We start from the raw sequence: 26323 nt of genomic DNA, 5'->3' as shown, positions 1-26323 counted from the left end.
CTTAAATGTAAGAACCGTGTCCTCTTTAGTGGTCGTTGATACGTTGCAAGAACGTAAAATAAATGCTGAATTTTCTTTACAAAGTACCTCTCAAAACTCGCATAAAAACAACCAACCGCAAAGTTGGTCGCAAATACGCTAATTTTGAGCAAGTTTCATAATCTATTGTTACACAAACTATTACGATTAAATCACTTTCATTTGTTCCCATTTTTACCCTTTCTCAACGGCTAAAGCATTGAGATAAGCCTGCTATTTGCATGCTTTAATGCTCTTAGGTCATGTGAATAACAGTTCTAAAGCGTGTTTCTAAAACCGTTAAGTCAATGTTTTAGTTTCAAGAGACGTTTATTTTGTGAAAATCAGCCCATTTTTGTTGGGCATTTGCCTATTGATTTTTTCTATTTTGCAGATTTTAGATGACCGTTTTTTGGTAAAATGATAGGACAAAAGCAAGAGCACATGTTTACCAAAAATGGCAAAAACGTAGCGCATTGATTGAACAAAAATTGGGCTGGCAAAAACTGGAACAGTTGAGGGTTTCAATGCCGTTAGATAGAGGGTTGAAACCAAAGAGCAAAGATGGTTTTTCATCCTAAGCAACCGCTCTTCAATAAAGGATGCGTGTCTCAAATTCCACATTTCTTCCACATTCGCATAGAAACCTGCCCAATTGTTTGGTAATTTACTGAATTTGCTGTAATTTTACCTGCTCAAAAAAGCAAGATGTCAAGAAAAAAGAAACCATTACCCATCCTCGAAGGAGTAACCATTACAGATGTAGCTGCTGAGGGCAAATCACTGGCACGTGTCAATGACATGGTGGTCTTTGTTCCCTTTGCCGTTCCGGGCGATGTTGTCGACCTGCAAGTGCGTAAGAAAAAGCATCACTATTGTGAAGCAGAGGTGGTGCGATTTATAAAATATAGTGAACGTAGAGCAGAACCCGTGTGCCAACACTTTGGCATTTGTGGCGGGTGCAAATGGCAAAATTTGCCGTATGAGGACCAGCTTAAGGCAAAACAAAAGCAAGTGCACGACCAGCTGACACGCATAGGAAAGGTGGAATTGCCCGACTTTCGCCCTATCTTGGGGTCTGAAAAAATCTACGAATACCGCAACAAGTTAGAGTTTAGCTGTTCCAACAAGCGATGGCTCACCAAGGAAGAAGTGAACAGTGGTGTACAGCTTGACCACAAAAATGCCATTGGTTTTCACATCACGGGCGCTTTCGACAAGATTTATCCTATCGAGAAATGCTGGCTCATGGATGACCTATGCAACCAAATCAGAAATGAGATTCGCGACTATGCCTTGAACAATGGCATCAGTTTTTTTGATGTGAGGGAACAGACAGGTCTCTTGCGAGATATCATGATTCGCAATTCCAGTACTGGAGAGTGGATGGTGCTCGTGCAATTCAAGTTCCAAGAGCAAGGAGATGAGCAACGAGCACACGACTTGTTGCAGCACATCGGCGACCGCTTCCCACAAATTACATCGCTACTCTATGTGAACAACCAAAAATGCAACGACACCTTCAGCGACCAAACGGTAGAAGTGTTCAAAGGCAAAGACCACATCACGGAGATGATGGACAAGCTACAATTCAAGGTAGCAGCCAAAAGTTTCTACCAAACCAATACCCAGCAGGCTTTTCACCTGTATGAAGTGGCACGTCAACTGGCGCAACTCACAGGAAAAGAGTTGGTGTACGACTTGTACACTGGCACAGGTACGATAGCCAACTTCGTGGCACGCCATGCCCAACAGGTGATTGGCATTGAATATGTGGAGGACGCTATTGCCGATGCCAAGGCGAATTCGAAGTGCAATGGCATTGAGAACACCTTGTTTTATGCTGGAGACATGAAGGACATCTTGACCGATGAGTTCGTTGAGCAGCATGGAAAACCCGACGTCATCATCACCGATCCACCACGAGCAGGAATGCACCCTGACGTGATACAAACCATCTTGAGAGCTGCCCCCAAGCGTATTGTCTATGTAAGCTGTAACCCTGCCACGCAAGCGCGCGATTTGGAAGTGCTGAACGAACAGTATCGAGTTGAGGCGGTGCAGCCAGTGGATATGTTTCCACACACACCACACGTGGAAAATGTGGTGCTGTTAGAGCAACGATAACACACACCTAATATAAATCTAAGAATATGAGAACAAATAAAGTATTGCTCATTTACACCGGTGGTACTATCGGCATGGGCAAGAACGCACAGACAGGCGCATTGGAACCGCTCGACTTTCGTCACCTCGTGGAAAACGTGCCAGAGTTTGATTTGCTACAAACCGATGTAGGAATTTATCAGTTTGACCCACCCATCGACTCCAGTGACATGGATCCTACGATGTGGGCAAAGTTGGTCAATATTATCAGCGAAAATTACAACAAGTATGACGGCTTCGTCATCCTGCATGGTACAGACACGATGTCGTACACGGCTTCGGCGCTTTCGTTTATGCTTGAAAACCTTACCAAGCCCGTCATTCTTACAGGAAGTCAGCTACCCATCGGCGAACTAAGAACGGATGGGAAAGAAAATCTGTTGTCGAGCCTTGAATTGGCATCAGCCCATCATGAAGACGGAACAGCCATGGTGCCAGAGGTGTGCATATATTTTAGCGGCAGACTACTACGGGGCAACCGAAGTACCAAGCAGAATGCCGATGGTTTGGATGCTTTTGAATCCTTCAACTTTCCACATTTGTGCAATGCAGGAGTGAACTTCAATTTTCAAGAACATCACATCTTAAAGCCCGACTACTCAAAACCAATGGTGCCACATACACAACTCGATTCACATGTAATGGTGTTCTCGTTGTTTCCAGGCTTGGAAGAAGAAATCTTCAAACCTATCCTGCAAGTCCCCACCTTGCGAGGCATCATCATGCGAAGCTACGGAAGTGGGAACGCCCCTCAACGAAACGGACTCACAAAACTGCTGCACGAAGCGTCCAACCGTGGCATCATCGTGGTGAACATCAGTCAGTGTATCTCGGGTTATGTAGAGATGACGCGCTACGATACAGGTTATCAACTGAAAAATGCTGGTGTCATTAGCGGATACGACAGTACGGTAGAGGCAGCGCTTACCAAACTGATGTTCCTGCAAGGGAAGTACGATGACCCACAAATCATTAGCCAAGAAATGAACCGCTCCATAGCTGGTGAGATTACACGGTAAAAACAAAGAAAGGACAAGTGCAAAAGGTTGGTGTGCGAGGAACATACTTTTTATGACTAAAATTTGTTCAGTTACACAAAAACCATTACATTTGCAACAACCATCAAATTGGTTCAGGCTAAAATGAGACAACTGAAAATCACAAAATCCATTACCAACCGTGAGAGTGCTGCCTTGGACAAGTATCTCCAAGAGATTGGACGTGAGGACTTGCTCTCGACCGAAGAAGAAATAGAGTTGGCACAGCGCATCAAAAAAGGCGATAGAAAAGCCCTTGACAAACTGACAAAAGCCAACTTGAGGTTTGTGGTGTCGGTTGCCAAACAATATCAGAACCAAGGTCTTAGCTTGCCCGACCTCATCAATGAAGGCAACTTAGGACTCATCAAAGCGGCAGAGAAGTTCGACGAGACCCGAGGTTTCAAATTCATCTCTTACGCTGTTTGGTGGATTCGACAAAGCATTTTGCAAGCAATTGCCGAACAAAGTCGCATCGTCCGACTACCTCTAAATCAGGTTGGCTCGGTGAACAAAATCAATCAGCTTCAAAACAAATTTGAACAAGAGTTTGAGCGACGTCCCAATTCGAGTGAAATTGCCGAAAGAATTGATATCCCAGAGGACAAAGTCATCGATGCAATGAAAGCCAATGGGAAGCACGTCTCGGTAGACGCTCCATTCTCGGATGGCGACGATAACAGCCTGATAGACGTTCTGCCAGACAGCGATATCCCCATGGCGGACAATGAGTTGGTGATGGAATCGCTTAGAAAAGAAATTGCGGACGCACTGCATACCCTGAACGAGCGCGAACGTAACGTAATTGAATGCTTCTATGGCATCAACCAACCCGAGATGACTCTCGAGGAAATTGGTGACCGCTACGGACTTACACGTGAACGAGTAAGACAAATAAGGGAAAAGGCATTGCGAAAACTTCGTAAGAATACAAAAAACAAACAACTCAAATCGTATTTAGGAAGATAAGGATTGTCAGTGCTATCCTGCAACAAATGGATAATCAAGTAACGGAGCCTGCGAGAAAACTTTATCATAACAACAACCCTTTTGAGGCAGACAGGCACGCTCGAGCGATGCAACAAACTTCTAAAAGGGGAATGTTAGAAGGCACGCTCCCATTCAACGTAACAACAATAATGAACATTAGAAAACTCCTACCCCTATTCATTGCCGCCCTTTTCGCAATGAATAGTCATGCAGACAACCGCCCTATGGGGGCGCACATCTTTGGATTTGCCACTTCGTTTAATGATTCTACAGTGTATCTCACAGAGATACAATATGTTGATTCTGCCTATATTGGCAAATCTAATTTTCTCTTTAGTCGTGAAAACTACTCCTATCAACTTCAGAACTATTTGAAGTCAAAAGGAATTGCTGACCCTACTTGCGTCACGACCTTTGCCAAAAAGCAAAAGAATATCGAGAAGAAATATCTAAAGATGCGTAAGCGTTACGAGAAAAAAGGCACGTATCAAATCAAATTTATACCGTTACAAGACTTTCTATACAAAGGCATCGTGCCACAAGAAAGCGATTTGAATCGGGACAAAATAGCTAAACAAAAGGCGAAAGCCGAAAAGAAAGAAGCAAAAAAGGCAAAGAAAGAAGCCAAGCGCAAGCGCAAAGAAGCAACACGACAAGCTGCAACTCAACCCACGAAATAGGGAGACTCTACAAGTTTTCCACGACCTTTGATGATGACACGAAACGATAGTGGCATCATTGAGGCTTTCTTTCACACTGAACCACTCATTTGACGGATGAAATATCAAAGCTATTATTATTGTATTGCCAACCACTATTTGAGCATCAACTTTGAATGTTCACAGAAGAATAGTCCCCAACTGATTCCCTCTTATTTACCGTTTCAATGTCCCAAGCCTTCTGCAGATCAACCGCTACTCCTTGAGCTTTATGTGAATGACGAGTTGAAACCTGCCAAGAAAGAGGAAAAAGAGTTGATAAGAAACTTTGAGACTGGCAACGGTGACACCATTGTTGAAAAGCTGAAGCGAGGTGGCTATCAATACATCATCAAGAACACTAATCAACGTGACTGTTGTCTGTTACAGACAGATAAGCATTTCTACCGTTTCGATTGCGCCCTCAATGGTCATTACAACATGCGTAGATATGGCATCAACAATGCCATCATGATGGCTTTCGCCTATTCAGCCAGCAAATACAACACCTTACTGATTCATGCGTCATTGGTGAGACAAAACGGCTATGGCTATGCCTTCACTGCCAAAAGTGGCACAGGCAAGAGCACACAGGTAAGCATGTGGCTGCGCTATCTCAAAGGTTGTGACCTGATGAACGATGACAATCCTGCCATACGCATCATTGATGATGAAGTTTTCATCTATGGAACTCCTTGGAGTGGTAAGACACCATGCTATCGAAACATCAAAGCCAAGCTGGGAGCAATCACCCAAATCGACAGGGCTTTGACCAATAGTGTCGAACGCCTCTCGCCCATCAATGCGTTTGCAATATTGCTCCCCTCCTGCTCTGGTATGCGGTGGGACAAAGATGTCAATAATAATGTATGTAACACAGTTACACGTATCATCGAATTGACACCGATATATACACTGCACTGTCTTCCAAATAGGGAAGCAGCAGAGGTATGCAATCATGCCATTGCTCGAAAATAAGAGCGTGAACCATTTTGACAAACTCTGCTATTCGTCCCAATTTCATGCAACCATCCGTACAACCAAAGACATCACCCACGAAGCTCTTCCTTGCTAACAGTGCCTTTATACCAGAAATCATCAAACTCATTGAAGACGGACATACCGTGACTATCGACCTAAGAGGCTATAGTATGCGGCCTTTTTTGGAAAACGAACGCGACAAGGGATTGATAGGAAAGCCACCACGTCCATGGAAAGTGGGCGACGTTGTCTTGGCAGAAGTACAAAAAGGGACTTATGTCATCCACCGTATCATAAAAATGGAAGGCGCACAAGTAACCTTGCGAGGGGATGGAAACATAGGGGTAGAACACTGCACTGTTGACCAACTCAAGGGTTTCCTTTTGGGTTTCTATCGCAAAGGTCGTACTCAACTCGATGCCACCAATGGACTGAAGTTCAGAGTTTATTCGAAAATATGGATGGCAATCTACCCTATTCGTCGCTATCTCTTAGCGGCTTACAGAATATGGGTTCGCTATTTTGGACCATTATAAATCATTAAATAAGCAACAAGCAAAACTAAAATATGAGAACAAAACCAGGTTTCCAACTCCGTAACATATGTGGAGAGCAAATCCTCACTGCAGAGGGTAAAGAAAATATTGATTTCACACACATCGTAGGCATGAATGATTCGGCTGCCTATCTATGGGAGAAGATTCAAAACCGTGAATTTACGATAGACGACTTAGTAGGCCTTCTCATGGAAGAATATAATGTGGACGCTTCTACTGCACACAAAGATGTTGAAGTGTTAATACAGCGATGGATAGAAGCGGGCATTTGCGAGTAGTCGTTGGACGCATTCAAATACGATAAAGAAGGTGCAACTGGCTATGTGAGAAATACGCAAAGCCCTTCGTTTTTTGGAGTCTATTCCTCCAAAGCATACGTCAGCACATAATCTGATGTGACCACATAGTTCACTGCGAGTACGGTTCCAGCTTTCAAGTTGTCTACCTCAACCCTCCCATGGGCTGTTGCGGTAAAAGGATGTAGTCGCATTTCGCTATACTGCAAGTGCTGTGAAGAATAAAATTTGAATGTTGTTTCTTTCGCACTCCAGTGTATCAACTGCTCTTCCACCTTGCTTGCGCTTTCGTCAGACCGTAAGAAGCGCGAAACAATCCTACTCACACGGTCGCTCATATACTCGATGTCTACTGCCACAATGCGAGACTTGCTGAGGATAATGGCAGCGAAACCGTGCGTATCACTGATGCTGATTTGATAGTTTTCCAACAAAGGCTTGCCGTTCATGTCGTGCGAAATCCATACGTCTTGCTTGCCTGTCATGGCATAAAGGAGCGCATAGACCGCAAGTTTTTGTCGCTTTCTTTCTATTGAGTGATAGGATTCAACCGTCTTCTCCAAATGTGGAAAACGCTGTAACAACATCGTTGCTGGCTCTTCTATCTTCCAAATACCCAACTGAACATCTGCAGCAAGCGGTATGATTGACAACACTGCCATGCTTTAGTTTTCTTCTGTAGTTTGAACAGGTTCACGATGAATCACCACTTTTATCTTACTGATTCGTCGCTCTTCTATCTCAAGAATTTCGAAGGTATAATTCTTATAATCAACTTGTTCATGCAAATGCAAGAAATCTCCTTTGATTTCCAAGAGTAAACCTGCCAAAGAATCGGCATCACCTTGCACATCCTCAAACTCATCGTCATTGAGAGACAGCAATTTGCAGAAGTCAGAAAGCAAGGTCTTGCCTTCAAAAACATACGTGTTCTCATTGAGTTTGGTGAAAGGTTTCTCGTCTTCATCGTACTCATCATTGATTTCTCCGACAATTTCCTCTAAGATATCCTCCATCGTTACCAACCCACTGGTACCACCAAATTCATCCACCACAATGGCAATGTGAATTTTGTTTTCCTGAAATTCACGCAACAAGTCATCAATCTTTTTCGTTCCTGGCACGTAATAAGGCAATCTCATAAGGCTTTGCCAGCGAAACGTTGTTGGCTTACCAAGATGTGGCAACAGGTCTTTAATGTATAACACCCCTCGGATGTTGTCGTTGTTTTCCTGATAAACAGGAATTCTGCTATAATTATTCTCTTTAATACATTGTAACACCTTCGCAAACTTGGTCTTAATATCGAGCGTGAGCATGTCCTGACGTGGTGTCATAATCTCTTTCGCTGTCTCGTCTCCAAAGCGTATAATGCCTTTCAGCATGCTCTGTTCTTCTTTGATATCTTCCTTATCTGTAAGTTCCAACGCTTGTTCTAAGTCGTTTACGCTCAAAATATGATTTTGTTTTTGCAGCATACGTTCCGCAATTACCCCACTTCTGAGCAAGACATTCTCAATTGGCCAGAAGAGTTTGCGAAAAATCAAAATACCATCTACACTCCTACGACAAAACGTGAGCGGATTTTGTCGACTATACACTTTCGGCATAATTTCGCCAAAAAGCAACAAGAGAAATGTCAACAGCACCGTAATCATGAGGAATTGCAACCAATAAGCCGATGGTCCAAAATGCACCAGTGACCCAAATACATAGTTGCAAAGCATGATAATGGTTACATTGACAAAGTTGTTAGCTATCAATATAGTTGCCAAAGTGCGCTGACTGTCTTCACGCAACCGCTCTATTTTACGATCGCGCACATTTTTCTCACTGTCCAAGGCAGCGATGTCCGTGGGTGTAAGACTAAAGAAAGCAATTTCCGAACCACTGGCAAAGCCCGATAACAGTAGCAAGAGTGCAGCAAGAATAGCCGCAAAGACAACTCCTACCGATGGAGTTTGCAGGTAAACGTCTGAAAAAGATTGAGTGATAAAGGAGATATCCAAGATTATATCAAATTAGAAAGGAACCTTTGAGAGATCGTCCGCAGCTGTAGAAGTCGTCTCCGTTGTCTGCGTTTCCGACGGTTTTTGTTGTGAAGAAGTTACATTTTTAGGGGTTAGCATCTCCATGTTATCCGCCAATATCTCGGTAACATAGCGTTTGATGCCTCGTTGGTCATCGTACGAACGATAGCGTATGCGACCCTCTATATAGAGTTTATCGCCTTTGTGAACGTATTTCTCCACGACTTTTGCCAGTCCACGGTAAAAAACAATCGTGTGCCAATCTGTATGATCAGGCACTTGAGTACCATTCTGAAGGGTATATCCACGTTCCGTAGTGGCAAGTGTGATTTGTGCAACAGCCTGATCTGCTTCAAAATATCTCACATCGGGGTCTTTACCGACATTACCAATCAACATAACTTTATTCATAGCTTGACAATTTTTTAGCACGACGGATTATTTCCACATGCCTAAGTACTTAAAACGAAAGCTTTTACCTTTTGAAGAGGGGAACTGTGAACGTGCGTCAACCCTTTCCTTCAAATAATCCACAACCCGATTATAACAGTCCTGTCCAGAGTTTGCCTTGCAACGTGCCACAAAGCGTGTGTCTCTGTATTCGTGCTTTCCCGTTGCTGGAATCATGACCACTCGCTTAAAATCCAACACGCCCTCGTACCAACCTTCTTGAATTTTGGTGAGTCGTGTCATCACGTTGGTGGTCAAATCTCGCTTATCTATCACGTTTTGTGGCGCATTATTGGGATGTAACGCCTTTTTCTGCTTGAAGTCGATCATGGTTTCTGCGGTCGTCTTGATAAGAATAAAGTAGACGCGCGGACGAACCTTATAACGTTTAGGATAGAACACATCACTCGACACATAGTCTCGAATGTCGCTCTCTAACGCAGCATCAACATCAATTTCAGAAATGGAACGTAAAAAATCTAAAGCTTCTTCAACATTATATACTAATGCTTCTTTATCAAAATATCGGATGTATAAATTCATTGATAAGTATGTTTCTCTAAAAAAAAGAGCGGCAAACGAGACTCGAACTCGCGACCCCAACCTTGGCAAGGTTGTGCTCTACCAACTGAGCTATTGCCGCATCGTACCGTAAGAACAACAAAAAGTGAAGAGGAGGAGACTCGAACTCCCACGAAACAATTTTCACTACCCCCTCAAAGTAGCGCGTCTACCAATTCCGCCACCTCTCCATTCTTGTTTTTTCTGAATAAAACAGTGCCCAGAACAGGACTCGAACCTGCACGTCGTGAAACACACGCACCTGAAACGTGCGCGTCTACCAATTCCGCCACCTGGGCAAGTGAGAGATAAAAAGCGTATCTCCGTTTTGGTTTATTCAGAAAAGAGCGGCAAACGAGACTCGAACTCGCGACCCCAACCTTGGCAAGGTTGTGCTCTACCAACTGAGCTATTGCCGCATCATCCCTCTAAAGGGGCATTTCCCTAAATGCTGTGCAAAGGTAATATTTTTTTCTGATAGCGCAAACAATTCATCATTTTTTTTCAAAAATGCCTCAAATTTTGCCTTAATCCATCCGCAAGCGATAATCGTCATAAGTATATTCCCGCAGCATTTGCAACGTTCCATCGGTTTTTAACAGGGCAATAGCGGGATGGTCAATCCCGTTAAACATGTTGGTTTTCACCGTAGTATAGTGCAACATGTCTTCAAAAATGAGGTTCTCCCCTACCTTCAATTCATGGTCAAATTGCCAATCGCCCATGAAATCGCCACTTAAACACGAGTTGCCACCTATTCTATATACATGTTTTTTCTCCGTATGGTTTTGCGACTTTGGCGCCAAAGTAGTGGCATTTCGAATCGTAGGTTGATAGGGCATTTCCAAACAGTCGGGCATGTGGCACGTAAAACTCACGTTGACAATGGCGGTACGAATGCCATGATTCTCCACCACATCAACTACCTGTGCCACCAACACACCCGTCTGCCACGCAAAAGCACTGCCCGGTTCCAATATAACTTGTAAATGCGGATGCCTCTGTTTGAAGTCTTGAAGCAGGGCAATCAACAAGTCTACGTCATAATCTTGACGGGTCATCAAGTGTCCCCCACCAAAGTTAATCCACGACAGTTCGTCAAACCAGCGGCTAAACTTCTCCTCGATGTGCACCAACGTGCGTTGAAACACGTCTGCCCCACTTTCGCAATGGCAGTGACAATGAAATCCCGTAAGGTCGTTGGGCAAAGACGGCGGCAATTGGTCAGCGGTAACGCCAAATCGGGTACCGGGCGCACAGGGGTTATAGAGGTCTGTTCCCACTTCGGAATATTCGGGATTGATGCGCAAACCCAATTGTACATTCGGTTGAACCTGTCGAGCCAAGACATGAAAACGCTCATACTGGGAAAGAGAGTTGAACGTGACGTGACTCGAGCAACGCACAATTTCCTCCATTTCATCGTCTGTATAGGCAGGCGAATAGGTGTGTGTAGGCTCGCCAAAGGCATGAAAGCCCAACAAAGCCTCATTCAGCGAACTGGCTGTTGTGGCGTGAATATACTCCCGAAAAATAGGAAACGTTTTCCAAAGGGCATAAGCCTTGAAAGCCAAGATAATCTCCACATCGGCTGTTGTTGCCACATGTCGAATCAGTTGGAGGTTGCGTCTTAACTTCTCTTCTTCTAATATATAGATAGGTCGATGTATCTCTTCGTACGTTACAGAATTAATTTTCATGTTCATTTTGTCTCTAAATAGGGTTTTACCTCCATGCCACAGCCGAAGGCAAAGGCGACATACAGGGAGCTGTCGCACATATTCATCACAAAGATAGCTTTTTATTTCGGATAAAATTGCGCATGTGACATAAATTTCATACTTTTGCAACATCAAACAAACTTGGTGATGAAGCTCGTAATCATGACGAAATCCACATTTTTTGTGGAAGAAGATAAAATATTGACAGCCCTCTTCGAGGAGGGTATGGACAGCCTACACTTGCACAAACCCGATTCCTCACCGCTCTATTCGGAACGTTTGTTATCGCTGCTACCCGAAAGATACCACAAAAAGATTATTGTTCACGAACATTATTATCTTAAAAACGAATACAATTTATCAGGCATCCATCTTCAGCAACTCACCGATCCTGTCCCCGAAGGGGTTAGAGGTCGCATCACACGCAGTTGCTCTGACATACAGTTGTTGAGAGAAACAAAGCGCAAAGCCGACTATGTTTTCTTGGAAAAGATTTTCGATAGCATTGAAGATCCTACACAGAAAGCCTCTTTCAACCTGCTGCAAATAGAAGAAGCCGCCAAGAAAGGACTCATCGACCGCCATGTTTTTGCGGTGGGAGGCATGCACTTGGACAACATCAAGTTGGCAAAAGAATACGGATTTGGCGGAGTGGTGATCCGAGGTGATTTGTGGAATCACTTCAATATCCACAATGAAATAGATTTCAAGGCGCTCATTGCGCATTTTCAAAAACTGAAAAAGGCAGTTGGATAGCCCTGAAGAGCAGAATCTACTAAAATACACATAACACTATTAAATATTAAACGCAATACTGAAATGAGTGACAATGACTCTTTTTTAATTTTCTCGGGTACCAAAACAAGGTATCTTGCAGAAAAGATTTGTGCAAGTTTGGGATGCCCATTGGGAAATATGGTGATGACCAAGTTCTCGGATGGTGAGTTTGCCGTATCCTACGAAGAATCGATTCGTGGCAAGAATGTGTTCTTGGTGCAAAGCACTTTCCCCAATTCAGACAACTTAATGGAACTCCTTTTGATGATTGATGCTGCCAAGCGCGCTTCGGCTCGTCACATCATTGCAGTGATTCCATACTTTGGTTGGGCACGACAAGACCGCAAAGACAAACCGAGAGTAAGCATCGGGGCTAAGTTGGTGGCAGATCTCTTAAGCTGTGCAGGCATCGACAGGCTCATCACCATGGACTTGCATGCTGACCAGATTCAAGGATTCTTCAACGTTCCCGTCGATCACCTCTACGCTTCGGGCGTTATCCTCCCCTATTTACAGAGTCTCAAACTCGACAATTTGGTCATTGCCTCACCCGATGTAGGCGGCTCAAAACGTGCCAACACCTACGCCAAATATTTAGGTTGCCCACTCGTATTGTGCAATAAGACACGTGCGAGAGCGAACGAAGTAGAGAGCATGCAGATTATTGGTGACGTAAATGGAAAGAATGTGGTGCTCATCGACGACATGGTAGACACTGCGGGTACTATCACCAAGGCTGCCGACGTAATGAAGGCTGCGGGTGCACTCAGCGTTCGCGCTATGGCATCCCACTGTGTGATGAGTGGACCAGCCAATGAACGTGTGCAACAGTCGTCTATCGAAGAGATTGTCTTCACCGACTCCATTCCCTACACCCAGCGTTGCTCAAAGATTAAGCAACTCTCTGTAGCAGATATGTTTGCCGAGACCATTCGTCGTGTTATTCACAACGAGAGTATCTCTTCACAATACCTTATTTAATAAGATGAAGCTGATGAAACCCACCACAGGAATAATCATGGTGCTGGCAGGCTGGCTCATCATGAGCAGCTGTCAACAGAAGAAGCAACAACCAGCGGCTCCAGCAGCTCCACAGGAGCAAAAGCAGGACACGGAGAACACCATTCCTACCTTTACGATGAACGATATCAACGGCAAATCTGTTGCTATCCAAGACGAAATGGCGAAAAACAAACTCACCATTCTCGACTTCTGGGCAAGCTGGTGTGGTCCCTGTATGCACGAAGCACCCAATGTTGTTGCCGTGTACAACGATTATCAATCCAAAGGGTTGGGTATTGTCGGCATTTCGTTGGATAATGATGAAGCGGCATGGAAGGAAGCAGTGGAGCAGTTGCACATGAACTGGACGCAGCTCTCCGACCTGAAGGGCTGGGACAGCGAAGCGGCACGCCTGTTCCGTGTCAACTCTATCCCTCACACCGTGATTATCAATTTCAAAGGAGAGATATTGGCAGAGGATTTGCGAGGCGATGACTTACGAAAGTTTGTCGCAGCACAATTAGACTAAAGGCTGGTTCTATAAATTACCACCGCATAAAGTCATTAAATTTTTATGAAACACGTTTTGTTATCTTTTGGCTTCTTTTTGGTTCAAAATGTAAGCTCGTTCAGTCGTGTAGCACGCTACACTCCTTCACTCTCTTGCATTTTGACCTCAAAAATAAGTTCAAAATCTAACAAAGCTAATTTATAGAACCAGCCTAAACTCTACAAGAACATTCTTTTTAGAACCATACATACATCGTGGCAACACTTCCGTTTGAGGTGTTGCCACGATGGCGTTTTAGAGTAAATTTATTTTGAATTTTTCTTACAGTAGCTGCTTAAATACTCGATTATTTTCGAGCAAAGTATGGACAGGTCTCAAATATGGGCTGAATTTTGCGTGTTTGTAATCGGCTGACTGTCATAGACTTCGCCAACAACTATGCATTCTAATCTCCTTAAAAGGTACTTATCTCATTGCATTAAGCCTTGTTTTGGACTAAAAAGAGACGTTCCAACCCTGTTGTTCACATGGGTTAGACGACTTAACCTAATGGGTTAAGGTGCTTATCTCTTTATACTTCCTCATCTATTGTATGGAGTTAGTCACAAAATGGGGCAAACACGAGAAGAAAATTGCCTTTTCCAATTCTATTTGCCGAAAAATAAAAGTGCCAAAAATTGTCATTTTTTTTTACGAAACACAAGGATGAAGAAGTAGAAATCAGACGAAAATTAAAGGCGTGAAGTTTGGCGAAAGCATCTAAAAAACGCCTCGTAAAAAAAATTCGAGGCATTGATTAGATGCTTAATTCAAACTTTCCAGTAAACGAAATCAACACTTTGATAACATAACTGGTCGTAGAATCTGGTATGGGTAAATAAGCACGATAGGTCACCCCATCGGCAGTAATTTTGTCAAAAAGAAAATCGGACAAGATGCATTGATTATAATAGTCGCTCGGAATCAACGTCTTAAAATCCTGTTTCCTAAAATCACGTGAAAAAATCCGGTTGGCACCATTGAACACACTCACGTGGATAATGTTGTCGTAATAGATGTTCCCCACTTCTACCCCTTCATCGGTATAGGTGTTTTTGATAATTTTATAGGTAGTAGGGTTCACCTGTACGTACAGATGATATCGCTCATTGCCAGCATGCACCACGGTATCACGCTTAATCAAACTATTCTGATTGAGTGCCACAGGCTGCTTCGACATAAAGGCATAGCGGTCTTCGGGGTCATCACTCTTCACCAATCGAACCACATCGCCATACGGATTTTTGAATATAAACAAGTGGGGTGCCTGTTTTACAATGGCATATTGCGTGATAGCGTTGCCTTGTAAAATCAACGAATCCTGCACTATTTTGAAGTACACAGGAATACTGGTCGAGTCTGGATAATAAATGGTGTCGCCATGTACCTTGAACACCACGCTCCCCTCGTCTTCATTGAGCCAAATGCCTTGCAGCAGTTTCTTTGCTTGCACATCTTCTTGGATAGCATCTTGCACGTTTTTCTTCTTTTCAGAGCCACAACTTCCCAAGACGAGGAGCAGGGTAAACAAAAAGAGAGAAAGGGGTAATGTTCTATGGTTGAGCTTTTTCACTGTCACGTCCTTTATTGTCATCATCAGCAACTCTTCTAAATTTCCTCAAAGACTTCTGCCTCTCGGAAAGAGCAAGCATTCAAATCCTTCTCACTGGTGATAAAACAAGCTGGGTCCAAAGGCCACTGAATGTTCAAATCTTCATCGTTCCAACGAATGCCTGTCTCGTGCTGAGGTGCATAAACATTATCCACCTTATATGTAAAAATGGCTTCTTCGCTCAACACCAAGAAACCATGGGCAAACCCACGAGGTATGAAAAGTTGCCGTTTGTTATCGGCACTCAACTCTACAGCGACATGTTTCCCAAAAGTAGGAGATGACTTTCGGAGGTCAACAGCAACATCCAAAACGCTTCCTTGAATTACTCGAACAAGTTTTGCTTGCGAATAGGCACCTTTTTGATAATGCAGTCCGCGCAGCACACCATAACTCGATTGAGACTCGTTGTCTTGGATAAAGTTGACCTCTCCTATATGGGCGTTGAATTCGGCTTGTTTCCAAGCTTCAAAAAAATAGCCTCGTGCATCGTTAAATACCTTTGGCTCTATAATCCAAACCCCTTGAATAGGGGTCTCTGTAAACTTCATCATATTGTATTAAAACAAATAATCTGAAGCAAAGATAACATTATTTGAAAGAATGACAAAGCAAATGCAGGTTTAATTTTTAGGTTGTTTATTTTTTCAAACAATTCATTGGTATATTCGCAAAAATAAGCTAAATTTGCAAACGTGATTGAATTAGAAAGACATATTGAGATTCTTCTGCTGAACAATGATTGCGTGATTGTCCCCAACTTTGGCGGATTCATGACGCATCATGTTGAGGCACACTATGATGAAGAGCAAGAAATGTACTATCCCCCACTGCGGACGATAGGATTCAATCCACAACTTACCCTGAATGATTCGTTATTGGCACAGTCGTATGTCGATGTTTACGACATCAGCTATCCAGAGGCATTGCAACGCATCGATAGCGAGGTGAGCGAAGTAAAGCAACACTTGGCAAACGAAGGCTCCTATGAAATGTCTGACCTTGGTACTATTTTCTATCATCATGACGGAAGCTATACGTTTCAACCCTGCGAGGCTGGCATCCTGACGCCCGAACTTTACGGACTAAGCACGGTAGACATCACGCCGCTAAGACGTATTCAAGTGCGCACAACCGCCCCTGCACCTCAGTTGGAGACGTCTACCAATCCAAAGAATGTGCCCATTCAAACCAATTCTGTGCTATCTGCCGAGACCGAAGAAGAGGCTCAGGCTAATACAGAAGTAGCAGAGGTTCGCCCCAGTCGCACCATTGAAATAAAAGTGAGTGTGCTGCGCAATCTGGCTGCGGCATGTTTGGCAGTCTTGGCGTTCTTCTTATTCCCTGCCACACTCCATGATGCAGGAAATACAGCCGATATGTTTGGGAAGATTAATACCCGTCTGCTGTATCGAATTATGCCGAAAGACGTAACCACGGGGAATGCTCAAACAGAAGCACAGCCAGCAAAACAAAAAGCAGAAGAGGTGGTAAAAGCAGAGCAACCGCAAACGGCTGTATCTACAACTGCAAAACAAACAGCGGCAGAAGAGAAGGCAGAACCTTTCTATACCATTGTCTTGGCAAGCAGAGTGACCATTCGCAACGCCACGACTTACGTGGAAGAGTTGCAGAAGCAAGGAGTTAAAGAGGCTGAGGTGTACACTAAAGCCAAGACCACCCGAGTAATTTTTGGGCACTATGCCAACGAACAAGCTGCCTATCAAGCATTGAACAGCTTGCGCCACAAACCCGCATTTACAGAAGGATGGGTCATGAAAATTAAGCACCCAACCGCAACCCGATAGAAATACTGACCGTGAAGAGAGTTCGATGTCCGAAATGTGACTATTATCTTACCTTTGATGAAACCAAATATACCGATGGGCAATCGTTGGTTTTCCAATGTCCAGCCTGCAACAAACAGTTTGGTATCAAGTTAGGTGTGTCCAAACAAAAGGACAAACAACAAGACGACACTCCCGATGAACAAGCAGCAGCCAACTATGGAGAGCTGGTGGTGATAGAGAATGTATTTCATTATAAACAAGTCATTCCTCTCCAATTGGGCATCAACGTCATAGGACGTTATCAGAAAGGCAATGACATCAATTGTCCCATCGAAACCACCGACCCCAGCGTTGACATGACACATTGCCGCATTCAGGTGTCGAAAGACAAGCGAGGCGGTTTGAAATATGAGCTGAGCGATGGTCCCAGCTTCACTGGCACCTTTGTACACAATGAAATTTTGGGCGATCGTGAGCGTCGCATCATCTACGACGGCACTCTTTTTACTATCGGAGCGACAAGCATAATTCTTCGCACACCTCACGCAGAAGAAGAATAAACAACTTTTTTGGTATCTCTTTCACCTGCATAACTACCACTCCTAAAGAGGGATAGACGCTCATACCACCTTCTCATTTTGTTTTTTTAACTGCCCTCACTCACAGTCTTACGACATAAGCAGAAAAGAGCCAGGGCAACACAATGATGTTTTAATCATCACAATTTTAGAATAAACGGTTTACACACACAGCAAAGACGGGCTGAAAGCCCAATAAGCTCTTAGCCCAGGGTAACACCCTGGGTACAGTTGACCACTAATTTTGCGCTCTGAAAGAGCAAAAGGAAGACGAAAAGAAAGAATGCTTCACTGATTCCTTTTGCGCTTACAGCGCGCCAATTAGTTAATAAACGCTCACCCAGGGTGGTACCCTGGGCTGTATTCCTATTGGGGCTTCGCCCCGCCTTTGCTCACAACATCAACTGCCGCAGAACACCTTGAACTATCATACTTTTGGGGCTTCGCCCCGCCTTTACTCACAACAATAACTGCCGTACAACACCTTGAACTATCATACTTTTGGAGTTTCGCCCCGCATTTACTCACAACATTAACTGCTGCACAACACCTTGAACTATCAATCCTTTATGGGCTTCTTGCGTACGAACTGAGATATAGACTGACAGCACATGTCTTAGAAACGAAAAACACAAAAGAAAAACATACTGTGCTACAGAAGATATTTCACAGATGAACGTCCCATTCTTTCTAAAGAGACAAAAAACATTTCCTGCAACCTCTCTCATTCAATGAAGTCTCGGAAAGAGATGGCACTTATTTATTTTCGTTCTTTTCGTTAAAAACGTCTACGTCTTTTGATTTGTTTATATCCCACACCCGCTTTCGTGTTATCTGTTGATTTCGTTGTTAACTTCATCTACGTTGTTTACAACAGGAAAATACGTCATTTTTTTATAATAGAGCCACGTTTTCAATAAAAGAGCGGTGTGCAATTCATATTTATCAGTGCCGATATGGCTGACTATTCGAAAGAATTTAGTATCTTTGCATGAGTGAAACATTCGGCTCTTGAGGAAGAGAGAATGACGATTCAATAATAAAAAAGAAGACTATCGACCATGTTAGTAGACTATCAAAAGGTGCAAATATATCAGGCTGACACGTTAGTACTGAAAGATGTAGATTTTCAAGTTGAGGAAGGTGAATTTATCTACCTTATCGGAAAAGTTGGTTCTGGCAAAAGTTCACTGCTGAAAACCATCTATTGTGAGTTGGATATCCACACAGAAGAGGGAACCAAAGCGGAAGTATTAGGGCGTGATCTCACGCATATCAAACGAAAACAAGTACCCGGATTGCGACGCGAAATGGGAATTATCTTCCAAGATTTTCAGCTGTTGCACGACAAAAACATCTATATAAATTTGAAGTTTGTACTCAAAGCAACGGGGTGGAAAGATAAGAAAGAGATTGATGCCCGCATAGACGAGGTGCTCTCAGCCGTTGAGATGACGGAGAAAAAATATAAGATGCCCCATGAACTCTCAGGCGGAGAGCAACAGCGAATTGCGATTGCAAGGGCACTCCTGAATCGTCCCAAGATGATTGTCGCAGATGAACCCACGGGCAATCTTGACCCAGAGACCGCACACAACATTGTGAAACTGCTGAAAGAGATTACCCTAACGGGCACTGCCGTTGTGATGTCGACGCATAACATCCCCTTGTTAGATCAATATCCCGGCATCGTATATCGTGCGAAAGACGGACTTCTTGAAGATATTACCAGCTCCTACAACAAATCCGACTTGAAAGTAGACGCCTTGCAGGACACGCAAGAAAGTCAAGAGGCATAACCGCATCGCACACATCAGAAGCTTATTCACATTTTACATGAACTCAGGTAAACAGTTATCACGTATGAAAGTAATGAAATTCGGTGGCACTTCCGTAGGCTCACCAACAAGAATAAAGAATGTGGCAACGCTGATTACCACTTCAGGACAACCCACTTTTGTGGTTCTCTCTGCCATGTCGGGTACAACGAACACTCTGATTGAAATAGCAGACTATTTATATAAGAAGAATCCAGAAGGCGCAAACGAGGTCATCAACGCCTTGGAAAGAAAATATCTTGAGCATATCGAGGAGCTGTACAGCACGGAAACGTACAAACAGAAAACGCGACAGTTCTTGGTAGAAGAGTTTAACTACCTCCGATTGTTTACCAAAGACTTATTTACCTCGTTTGAAGAGAAGTGCATTGTTGCGCAAGGCGAAATCATCAGTACCACGATGATGGTGAATTATCTGCAAGAGCAAGGGATAAAAGCCGTTCTGTTGTCGGCACTCGACTTTATGAGAACGGATAAGAACGGGGAGCCCAATCTTCCATATATCAAGGAACAACTTGCCGAACAAATGGCTGCCAACCCAGAGCAACAAATCTACTTGACCCAAGGATTCATTTGTCGCAACGCATATGGAGAGGTTGACAACCTGCTTCGGGGCGGTTCTGATTACACCGCTTCACTGATAGGAGCGGCACTACCAGCGGAAGAAATTGTGATTTGGACCGACATTGATGGCATGCACAACAACGACCCTCGCGTGGTAGACGACACCGAAGCAGTAGAACAGCTCAACTTTGAGGAGGCTGCAGAGTTGGCATACTTTGGTGCCAAGATACTACACCCGACTTGTGTGCAGCCTGCCAAATATGCAGGAATACCCGTGCGGTTGAAAAATACCTTAGAACCCGATGCCGATGGAACCCTCATTAACAACACTATCAAACAAGGGGAGATCAAGGCGGTGGCTGCCAAAGACAACATTGTCGCCATTAAAATCAAATCATCGAGAATGTTATTAGCCACAGGTTTCTTGAGAAAGGTATTCGAAATCTTTGAAAGTTATCAAACGCCTATTGACATGATTGCCACCAGCGAGGTGGGTGTGTCCATGAGTATTGACGACGACAGCCACTTGGACGAGATTGTTAATGACCTGATGAAGTTCGGTACGGTCACTGTTGACAGAGACATGTGCATCATCTGCGTGGTGGGCGACTTAGCATGGAGTAACGTGGGGTTCGAGACCTTGGCATTAGATGCCATGCGACACATCCCTGTGCGCATGATATCTTATGGAGGTAGCAATTATAACATCTCGTTCCTTGTAAAAGCCAGTGACAAGAAAAAAGCACTACAAAGTCTCAGTGACATGCTCTTTCATCACCAAGAAGTTGAATAGGAGACTGGCACAACATGAACGCATTACCTTCTGCAGCCTGCTTAAACACCAAGCAGACACCTTATTATTATTACGACACCCAGTTGCTTCATCGCACACTGGATGCCATTAAGCGTGAGACGGACAAGCATGCCCACTTTGAAGTGCATTATGCCTTGAAAGCCAATGCGCATCCCCAACTACTGCAACAGATAAGTCAGGCAGGGTTTGGTGCCGATTGTGTAAGTGGTGGAGAGATCACAGCAGCCTTGAAGGCTGGCTTTCCTGCTAATAAGATTGTGTTTGCTGGGGTGGGAAAACGGGATGAAGAAATCAGATTAGCACTTCAACAGCACATTTTTTGCTTTCATGTAGAGAGCTTGGAAGAGTTGGAAGTTATCAATGCGCTGGCTGCTCAAGAACAACAAGTGGCACATGTGGCATTGCGCATCAATCCCAATGTGGGAGCTCATACGCACGCTCACATCACTACAGGACTGTCGGAAAATAAGTTTGGCATTCCATTGGCACAGATGAACACAGCCATAGAAGCCTGCTCTCGGCTCGAACACATCACACTCATAGGTCTTCACTTTCATATTGGTTCCCAAATCACGGATATGAGCGACTTTGTATCTGAGTGTCAACGCATCAATGAACTGCAAACAGAGTTAAACCAGCATGACATTCATTTGCGTTACATCAATGTGGGAGGCGGACTCGGTGTAAACTATGACGACCCTGATGGTTGTGCCATCCCTGATTTCCAAGCCTATTTTGACACCTTTGCCCAACATTTACACTACACAAAAGAGCAAACCATTCACTTTGAATTAGGACGATCGGTTGTTGCCCAATGTGGGAGTTTGATAAGCAAAGTGCTCTATATCAAGGAAGGAGAACACAAAAAGTTTTGCATCATAGATGCTGGAATGACCGAACTGTTACGTCCTGCACTCTATCAAGCCCATCACAAAATAGAAAACAGGTCGTCTCAAGGAGCGCTGGACACCTACGATGTGGTAGGTCCTATCTGTGAATCGAGTGATGTCATGGCACAAGGTGTACTTCTACCCTCCTGTCGCAGAGGAGATATCTTAGCCATTCGGTCGGCAGGAGCCTACGGTGAAAGTATGGCAAGTCAGTACAATGGCAGACCTTTAGTTCAGGGATATTTAAGCAATGATTTTTCATCAGAGGAAAGAAAAATATAACATGATTATCAACGAAACAACCCTCATCATTAGCATCCTCGTCCTATTGCTGGCTTTGGTAGCACCACTTTGCAGTCCGTACTTCCGTTTTCGCCGTGATCTTCGTCGACTCATCACGACAGCAGAGGTGTCTGACGAGGAGGAAATCGTAGAGACGGCAGAGGATGTTGCCTCATCTCAACCTAATGACAACACAGCCAATGACATACAAACGACAGAACCACCGAACATCACTGTATTGGTGACGGTTCATGAACAGGCAAAAGAGTTGGCGAAGCATCTGCCTGCACTCTTGGAACAAGAATACGAAGGTGCCTTCGAGGTGGTGGTTGTGGCAGAACAAGGCGACCACGAAACCGAGATGGTGCTGAAGCGTTTTGCCAATAACCCACATCTCTACGCCACCTTTGTCCCCACATCTTCCCGGTACATGAGTCGCAAGAAGCTTGCCATTACGTTGGGTGTCAAGGCTGCTAAGCATGAATGGATACTTTTAACAGAGGCAGATTGCCAGCCAGCCAGTAGCACTTGGTTGCTTGAGATGTCTCGCCACTGCACCCAAGAGGCACAATTGGTCATGGGATATAGCCAGTATGAGCCTGCCGCCCCCACCCTTTATCAGTTGGAAAGGTGGTACTCGGATTTATATTTATTGCATCAGGCGCATCGCAGCATCGCCTATCGCACCAACTCGTGCAACCTCATGTTCCGCAAGAGTGGGTTCATTGCTCAAGACGGTTATCGTGGCAACCTGCAATTGTTGCGGGGGGAATACGACTTCATCGTCAACAAGTTTGCCGCTCCCCAAGCCAACACCGTCTGCATAGAACCTGCCTCATGGATGATAGAGGACATTCCCACTAAAAAGAAACGGCGCAACCAGCTGCTCTTCGAACTTGCCTCTCGCCCATTACTCCAACGCTCCTTCCGCTTACACCTTATATATAAGGTCGATCAGGCGATGCTTTATCTCTCTTATCTCGTGACGTTCATCGTGTTAGGGATTGCCATTAGCGAAGTCAACTGGGTGCTCATCGTGACCGCTGCCGTCGCTCTACTCTGCACGATAGGCATGAGAATGTGGGTCATCACAAAGCCTTTGAAATTCTTTATGCCCCACTTGTCTACATGGCAAGTGTTGTGTTACGAACCTACTATCGTGTGGCGTAACCTTCTGTTCAGGCAAAGATTTCGCAAAGCCGATAATTACGATTTTACCAGTCATAAACTGTAAATATGAATATCGAGTTGTATATTCCGCCCAATGTTGCCAAACAGCCGCTTTACCAGCAATATTTTACATTGCTCGAAGAGGGACTTACCGCACGCAGTGACATGACGCTGTCCACGCAGTTTCCACAACTGATTCATGTCTTTGGCGCATGGAACGCCCAAACCTCGAAGCGCATCACACAGGCACACCGACAACTGATACCCACAGTTTATTCTCCTTTGGGCGAACTGGCACCTTGGTGGTTTCATCAACAAGAAGTTCGACTGAGTCCCACAAAGCTACTTGCACAAAAAAATGCAACAAAGAAAGCCACCACAGTATTGGTATGGGGAGAAAATGAGCGAAGAAGCATCCAACAAAGGCAATGGAGCGACCGCGTGGCATTGATACCCAATCCCATCCTCACCGCCACTATCACACCGCAGGATTGCCTTGAGCAGTTGGTGACACTCTACGAACAGACCATCCTTGAACACGACCAAAGGATGCGGCAAGCGATTGCCAAGAAGATGACCATTATCGAAGAAGACGCCCCATTAGAAAAAGAATTTTGCACACAAGTATTATATCTCAGGTATCAGTACCACCGCCGCAACATTTCAAAAGCAGCATTGGCACAATTAGCCACCTCGCTGATGACGGTTGACTACGATGAGGATGCGCTTGTCCAAATGCTCATAACGCTGCACGAAGAAAAGTTTGCTGCCCGCATCCTTCAGCTACTTGAAGAAGACAAACAGATAACAGAAGGGTTCATGCCATTAAATCCTCTTGATGACAAACACACCAAAAGGCTAAGAGAAGCCGTCAACACAACAGAACAGAATACGATAAAATAAATGGAAATGGAATACAAGCACCCTACTCTACAAGATTTAAGATATTTAGAATTATTATCACAGTCGTTTCCCACCATCGCCGATGCAAGTACCGAAATCATTAACTTGCAGGCAATTCTGCATCTACCCAAGGGAACGGAACACTTTTTGGCAGATATTCACGGTGAGAACGAGGCTTTTCAGCATGTGTTAAAGAATGCCTCTGGCAACATCAAGCGCAAAGTGAGCGAACTCTTTGGCAACACCTTGCGAGAGAGTGAGAAGCGAGAGTTATGCACACTGATTTATTACCCCGAACAGAAATTGCAATTGGTCAAGGCTGCCGAACAGGATATTTATGATTGGTATCATATTACCCTGCATCAGTTGGTAATGGTGTGTCGTGATGTGTCCAGCAAATATACGCGCTCGAAAGTGAGAAAAGCACTGCCCACAGATTTCAGTTACATCATTCAAGAGCTCTTGCACGAGAATGCTGGTGTTACGAATAAGGTGGCTTATTACAACGTTATCCTTGAGACCATTATCTCTACTGGGCGTGCCGATGATTTTATCATTGCCTTGGCACACGTCATTCAACGACTGGTGATAGACCAACTGCACATCTTGGGCGATGTGTACGACCGTGGACCGGGTGCACACATCATCATGGACACCATGGAACACTACCACAGTTGGGACATTCAGTGGGGAAACCACGACGTGCTATGGATGGGGGCATGTGCAGGAAATCATGCGTGTATCTGCAATGTCATTCGCTTGTCGTTGCGATATGCCAACCTCACCACCTTGGAAGAGGGGTATGGTATCAACTTAGTGCCATTAGCTACCTTTGCCATGGAGACCTATGGAGACGACCCTTGCGAGGCTTTTTATCCAAAACTCAGTGGGGGTTCCAAAGAAGTTGCTGAGAAGACGCTGCGCCTCACAGCACTCATGCACAAGGCAATTGCCATTATTCAGTTCAAAGAAGAGGCGCAACTCTATGAACGTCATCCCGAATGGAAGATGCAAAACAGAGAACTCTTCAACTTCGTGAACTATGAGAAGGGTACTATCACATTGGACGGAAAAGAATATGAGCTTCACGATCATCATTTCCCCACAGTAGATCCTAAGCATCCCAACGAATTAACGCCCGAAGAAAAGGAACTGATGCAACGACTTCGCCATTCGTTCATGGTCAGCGAGAAACTGCACAAGCACATGCGATTGCTTTTGCAACATGGGTGCATGTACGCCATCTTTAACGGCAACTTGCTGTTTCACGCCTCTATCCCACTCAATGAGGATGGCACATTGAAAGAAGTAGAGATTTATCCCGGACGGAAATATGTGGGAAGACAATTGATGCACCAGACGGGTATGATGATACGTACCGCCTTCCAACATGACGCTCCTAACGATGAACACCAATATGCCATCGACTATTTCCTCTACCTGTGGTGTGGTCCCGACAGTCCTTTGTTCAACAAGTCGAAGATGTCCACCTTCGAGCGATATTTCATTGCCGACAAAGAGACGCACCATGAAGAGAAGGGGAACTACTTCAAACTGCGTAATCAAGAAGCGATAGTGGACCAAATCTTGGATGCCTTCGACGTAAAAGACCCCAATCGGCACATCATCAACGGTCATGTTCCCGTACATGTGATGAATGGTGAGAATCCTATCAAAGCCAACGGAAAGCTCATGGTGATTGACGGAGGCTTCTCACAAGCCTACCACAAAGAGACTGGTATTGCTGGCTACACCTTGGTGTACCATAGTAGAGGTTTCCAATTGGTACAACACGAGCCTTTTACCAACACCGAGGATGCCATTTTGCAAGGCACGGACATCATCGGAACGACGCAAATTGTTGAGATGAGTGCACACCGCATGCTGGTGGCAGACACGGACAAAGGTGCAGAACTCAAACAACAAATCAAGGATTTGGAAGCACTGCTCGATGCTTATCGCCATGGTGTATTGAAAGAGAGAGACCGTCAGATGCGAAAATAACACGACCCTACACTCGAAAAAACGCTCAACCTCATTGTGGTTGA

25 protein-coding genes and 4 tRNA genes are annotated in these 26323 nt (G+C 44.4%); 18 read left to right on the top strand and 11 right to left on the bottom strand.

Translation table 11 applies throughout. The annotated features are described in order from the left end of the window. Nucleotides 1–726: 726 nt before the first annotated feature. The 7 genes from rlmD to DEM91_RS00245 all read left to right on the top strand — a co-directional run bounded on the left by rlmD (nt 727) and on the right by DEM91_RS00245 (nt 6725). On the top strand, nt 727–2145 hold the full coding sequence (gene rlmD / locus DEM91_RS00275) for a 23S rRNA (uracil(1939)-C(5))-methyltransferase RlmD (protein WP_249857414.1): 1419 nt from the start codon (nt 727–729) through the stop codon (nt 2143–2145). Between the two features lie 26 nt (nt 2146–2171). Then, on the top strand, nt 2172–3203 hold the full coding sequence (locus DEM91_RS00270; protein WP_102187804.1) for a type I asparaginase: 1032 nt from the start codon (nt 2172–2174) through the stop codon (nt 3201–3203). A 123-nt stretch (nt 3204–3326) separates the two neighbouring features. Next, complete coding sequence (locus DEM91_RS00265; protein WP_025072528.1) at nt 3327–4190, top strand: RNA polymerase sigma factor RpoD/SigA; 864 nt, start codon at nt 3327–3329, stop codon at nt 4188–4190. A 26-nt stretch (nt 4191–4216) separates the two neighbouring features. Further along, nucleotides 4217–4891, top strand: coding sequence for a hypothetical protein (locus DEM91_RS00260; RefSeq protein ID WP_249857413.1), 675 nt, complete (start codon nt 4217–4219; stop codon nt 4889–4891). Between the two features lie 96 nt (nt 4892–4987). Further along, nucleotides 4988–5887 carry a hypothetical protein gene (locus DEM91_RS00255; protein WP_249857412.1) on the top strand — a complete coding sequence of 300 codons (900 nt, stop codon included), beginning with the start codon at nt 4988–4990 and terminating at the stop codon, nt 5885–5887. 44 nt (nt 5888–5931) lie between these two features. Further along, entirely contained in the window at nt 5932–6426 is a 495-nt protein-coding gene (locus DEM91_RS00250) for a S24/S26 family peptidase (RefSeq protein ID WP_249857459.1), read from the top strand. A 32-nt stretch (nt 6427–6458) separates the two neighbouring features. Further along, the gene (locus DEM91_RS00245; protein ID WP_249857411.1) at nt 6459–6725 is read left to right on the top strand and encodes a PqqD family protein; all 267 of its coding nucleotides are present in this window, start codon (nt 6459–6461) and stop codon (nt 6723–6725) included. An 80-nt stretch (nt 6726–6805) separates the two neighbouring features. On the opposite strand, the gene DEM91_RS00240 is transcribed toward DEM91_RS00245, so the two are convergent. The 9 genes from DEM91_RS00240 to nspC all read right to left on the bottom strand — a co-directional run bounded on the left by DEM91_RS00240 (nt 6806) and on the right by nspC (nt 11484). Then, on the bottom strand, nt 6806–7405 hold the full coding sequence (locus DEM91_RS00240; RefSeq protein WP_249857410.1) for a 4'-phosphopantetheinyl transferase family protein: 600 nt from the start codon (nt 7403–7405) through the stop codon (nt 6806–6808). Between the two features lie 3 nt (nt 7406–7408). Further along, entirely contained in the window at nt 7409–8752 is a 1344-nt protein-coding gene (gene gldE / locus DEM91_RS00235) for a gliding motility-associated protein GldE (RefSeq protein WP_249857409.1), read from the bottom strand. A 12-nt stretch (nt 8753–8764) separates the two neighbouring features. Beyond that, nucleotides 8765–9184, bottom strand: coding sequence for a single-stranded DNA-binding protein (locus DEM91_RS00230; RefSeq protein WP_249857408.1), 420 nt, complete (start codon nt 9182–9184; stop codon nt 8765–8767). A gap of 27 nt (nt 9185–9211) precedes the next feature. Further along, the gene (locus DEM91_RS00225) at nt 9212–9766 is read right to left on the bottom strand and encodes a hypothetical protein (protein ID WP_249857407.1); all 555 of its coding nucleotides are present in this window, start codon (nt 9764–9766) and stop codon (nt 9212–9214) included. A gap of 27 nt (nt 9767–9793) precedes the next feature. Beyond that, nucleotides 9794–9866, bottom strand: a tRNA-Gly gene (locus DEM91_RS00220). A 25-nt stretch (nt 9867–9891) separates the two neighbouring features. Then, a tRNA-Leu gene (locus tag DEM91_RS00215) sits at nt 9892–9975 on the bottom strand. Nucleotides 9976–10001: 26 nt separating this feature from the next. Next, nucleotides 10002–10083, bottom strand: a tRNA-Leu gene (locus DEM91_RS00210). A gap of 47 nt (nt 10084–10130) precedes the next feature. Beyond that, nucleotides 10131–10203: transfer RNA gene (locus DEM91_RS00205), tRNA-Gly, on the bottom strand. 108 nt (nt 10204–10311) lie between these two features. Further along, a complete protein-coding gene (nspC, locus tag DEM91_RS00200; protein WP_249857406.1) occupies nt 10312–11484 on the bottom strand; it encodes a carboxynorspermidine decarboxylase in 1173 nt (390 codons plus the stop codon). Nucleotides 11485–11652: 168 nt separating this feature from the next. Between nspC and DEM91_RS00195 the strand changes: the two genes are divergently transcribed. The 3 genes from DEM91_RS00195 (at nt 11653) to DEM91_RS00185 (ending at nt 13813) form a co-directional block, all read left to right on the top strand. After that, complete coding sequence (locus tag DEM91_RS00195) at nt 11653–12261, top strand: thiamine phosphate synthase (RefSeq protein WP_025072521.1); 609 nt, start codon at nt 11653–11655, stop codon at nt 12259–12261. 63 nt (nt 12262–12324) lie between these two features. Then, nucleotides 12325–13263 carry a ribose-phosphate pyrophosphokinase gene (locus DEM91_RS00190; protein ID WP_008125321.1) on the top strand — a complete coding sequence of 313 codons (939 nt, stop codon included), beginning with the start codon at nt 12325–12327 and terminating at the stop codon, nt 13261–13263. 4 nt (nt 13264–13267) lie between these two features. After that, entirely contained in the window at nt 13268–13813 is a 546-nt protein-coding gene (locus tag DEM91_RS00185; RefSeq protein WP_249857405.1) for a peroxiredoxin family protein, read from the top strand. A gap of 778 nt (nt 13814–14591) precedes the next feature. Here the strand turns inward: DEM91_RS00185 and DEM91_RS00180 are convergent. Both DEM91_RS00180 and rfbC read right to left on the bottom strand, forming a co-directional pair. Beyond that, nucleotides 14592–15431, bottom strand: a complete 840-nt coding sequence (locus tag DEM91_RS00180; RefSeq protein WP_249857404.1) for a DUF4738 domain-containing protein — start codon at nt 15429–15431, stop codon at nt 14592–14594. Nucleotides 15432–15442: 11 nt separating this feature from the next. Further along, a complete protein-coding gene (gene rfbC, locus DEM91_RS00175) occupies nt 15443–15997 on the bottom strand; it encodes a dTDP-4-dehydrorhamnose 3,5-epimerase (protein ID WP_249857458.1) in 555 nt (184 codons plus the stop codon). Between the two features lie 144 nt (nt 15998–16141). Here rfbC and DEM91_RS00170 point away from each other — a divergent pair, with 144 nt between their 5' ends. From DEM91_RS00170 to DEM91_RS00135, 8 genes are all read left to right on the top strand, one after another. Further along, nucleotides 16142–17254 (top strand): SPOR domain-containing protein, encoded by a 1113-nt coding sequence (locus tag DEM91_RS00170; protein ID WP_249857403.1) that lies wholly within the window; start codon nt 16142–16144, stop codon nt 17252–17254. Nucleotides 17255–17265: 11 nt separating this feature from the next. Then, nucleotides 17266–17796, top strand: coding sequence for an FHA domain-containing protein (locus DEM91_RS00165; RefSeq protein WP_249857402.1), 531 nt, complete (start codon nt 17266–17268; stop codon nt 17794–17796). Between the two features lie 1079 nt (nt 17797–18875). Continuing rightward, nucleotides 18876–19613: a cell division ATP-binding protein FtsE gene (locus DEM91_RS00160; protein ID WP_249857401.1), complete on the top strand. Its 738-nt coding sequence runs from the start codon at nt 18876–18878 to the stop codon at nt 19611–19613. Between the two features lie 64 nt (nt 19614–19677). Continuing rightward, nucleotides 19678–21009 carry an aspartate kinase gene (locus tag DEM91_RS00155; RefSeq protein WP_249857400.1) on the top strand — a complete coding sequence of 444 codons (1332 nt, stop codon included), beginning with the start codon at nt 19678–19680 and terminating at the stop codon, nt 21007–21009. Between the two features lie 14 nt (nt 21010–21023). Beyond that, the gene (gene lysA, locus DEM91_RS00150) at nt 21024–22202 is read left to right on the top strand and encodes a diaminopimelate decarboxylase (protein WP_249857399.1); all 1179 of its coding nucleotides are present in this window, start codon (nt 21024–21026) and stop codon (nt 22200–22202) included. 1 nt (nt 22203) lies between these two features. Next, nucleotides 22204–23436, top strand: coding sequence for a glycosyltransferase (locus DEM91_RS00145; RefSeq protein WP_249857398.1), 1233 nt, complete (start codon nt 22204–22206; stop codon nt 23434–23436). Between the two features lie 2 nt (nt 23437–23438). Continuing rightward, entirely contained in the window at nt 23439–24275 is an 837-nt protein-coding gene (locus DEM91_RS00140) for a hypothetical protein (RefSeq protein WP_249857397.1), read from the top strand. Further along, complete coding sequence (locus DEM91_RS00135) at nt 24276–26279, top strand: fructose-1,6-bisphosphatase (RefSeq protein ID WP_249857396.1); 2004 nt, start codon at nt 24276–24278, stop codon at nt 26277–26279. Nucleotides 26280–26323 lie beyond the last annotated feature (44 nt).

The sequence above is a fragment of the Prevotella sp. TCVGH genome (assembly GCF_023522295.1).
Classification (GTDB): domain Bacteria; phylum Bacteroidota; class Bacteroidia; order Bacteroidales; family Bacteroidaceae; genus Prevotella; species Prevotella timonensis.
Note: the sequence above shows the minus strand (reverse complement) of the source record. Positions and strands in the feature narration are given on the sequence as shown.

Excerpts from the sequence above, each read along its gene's own strand:
- DEM91_RS00225 (WP_249857407.1), bottom strand. The coding sequence starts at position 9,766 with ATGAATTTATACATCCGATATTTTGATAAAGAAGCATTAGTATATAAT.
- rfbC (WP_249857458.1), bottom strand. The coding sequence starts at position 15,997 with ATGAAGTTTACAGAGACCCCTATTCAAGGGGTTTGGATTATAGAGCCA.
- DEM91_RS00145 (WP_249857398.1), top strand. The coding sequence starts at position 22,204 with ATGATTATCAACGAAACAACCCTCATCATTAGCATCCTCGTCCTATTG.
- DEM91_RS00180 (WP_249857404.1), bottom strand. The coding sequence starts at position 15,431 with ATGATGACAATAAAGGACGTGACAGTGAAAAAGCTCAACCATAGAACA.
- DEM91_RS00240 (WP_249857410.1), bottom strand. The coding sequence starts at position 7,405 with ATGGCAGTGTTGTCAATCATACCGCTTGCTGCAGATGTTCAGTTGGGT.
- DEM91_RS00245 (WP_249857411.1), top strand. The coding sequence starts at position 6,459 with ATGAGAACAAAACCAGGTTTCCAACTCCGTAACATATGTGGAGAGCAA.
- lysA (WP_249857399.1), top strand. The coding sequence starts at position 21,024 with ATGAACGCATTACCTTCTGCAGCCTGCTTAAACACCAAGCAGACACCT.
- DEM91_RS00155 (WP_249857400.1), top strand. The coding sequence starts at position 19,678 with ATGAAAGTAATGAAATTCGGTGGCACTTCCGTAGGCTCACCAACAAGA.
- DEM91_RS00190 (WP_008125321.1), top strand. The coding sequence starts at position 12,325 with ATGAGTGACAATGACTCTTTTTTAATTTTCTCGGGTACCAAAACAAGG.
- DEM91_RS00250 (WP_249857459.1), top strand. The coding sequence starts at position 5,932 with ATGCAACCATCCGTACAACCAAAGACATCACCCACGAAGCTCTTCCTT.
- DEM91_RS00135 (WP_249857396.1), top strand. The coding sequence starts at position 24,276 with ATGGAAATGGAATACAAGCACCCTACTCTACAAGATTTAAGATATTTA.
- DEM91_RS00230 (WP_249857408.1), bottom strand. The coding sequence starts at position 9,184 with ATGAATAAAGTTATGTTGATTGGTAATGTCGGTAAAGACCCCGATGTG.
- DEM91_RS00260 (WP_249857413.1), top strand. The coding sequence starts at position 4,217 with ATGGATAATCAAGTAACGGAGCCTGCGAGAAAACTTTATCATAACAAC.
- DEM91_RS00185 (WP_249857405.1), top strand. The coding sequence starts at position 13,268 with ATGAAGCTGATGAAACCCACCACAGGAATAATCATGGTGCTGGCAGGC.
- DEM91_RS00265 (WP_025072528.1), top strand. The coding sequence starts at position 3,327 with ATGAGACAACTGAAAATCACAAAATCCATTACCAACCGTGAGAGTGCT.
- rlmD (WP_249857414.1), top strand. The coding sequence starts at position 727 with ATGTCAAGAAAAAAGAAACCATTACCCATCCTCGAAGGAGTAACCATT.
- nspC (WP_249857406.1), bottom strand. The coding sequence starts at position 11,484 with ATGAAAATTAATTCTGTAACGTACGAAGAGATACATCGACCTATCTAT.
- DEM91_RS00255 (WP_249857412.1), top strand. The coding sequence starts at position 4,988 with ATGAAATATCAAAGCTATTATTATTGTATTGCCAACCACTATTTGAGC.
- DEM91_RS00195 (WP_025072521.1), top strand. The coding sequence starts at position 11,653 with ATGAAGCTCGTAATCATGACGAAATCCACATTTTTTGTGGAAGAAGAT.
- DEM91_RS00140 (WP_249857397.1), top strand. The coding sequence starts at position 23,439 with ATGAATATCGAGTTGTATATTCCGCCCAATGTTGCCAAACAGCCGCTT.
- DEM91_RS00160 (WP_249857401.1), top strand. The coding sequence starts at position 18,876 with ATGTTAGTAGACTATCAAAAGGTGCAAATATATCAGGCTGACACGTTA.
- DEM91_RS00270 (WP_102187804.1), top strand. The coding sequence starts at position 2,172 with ATGAGAACAAATAAAGTATTGCTCATTTACACCGGTGGTACTATCGGC.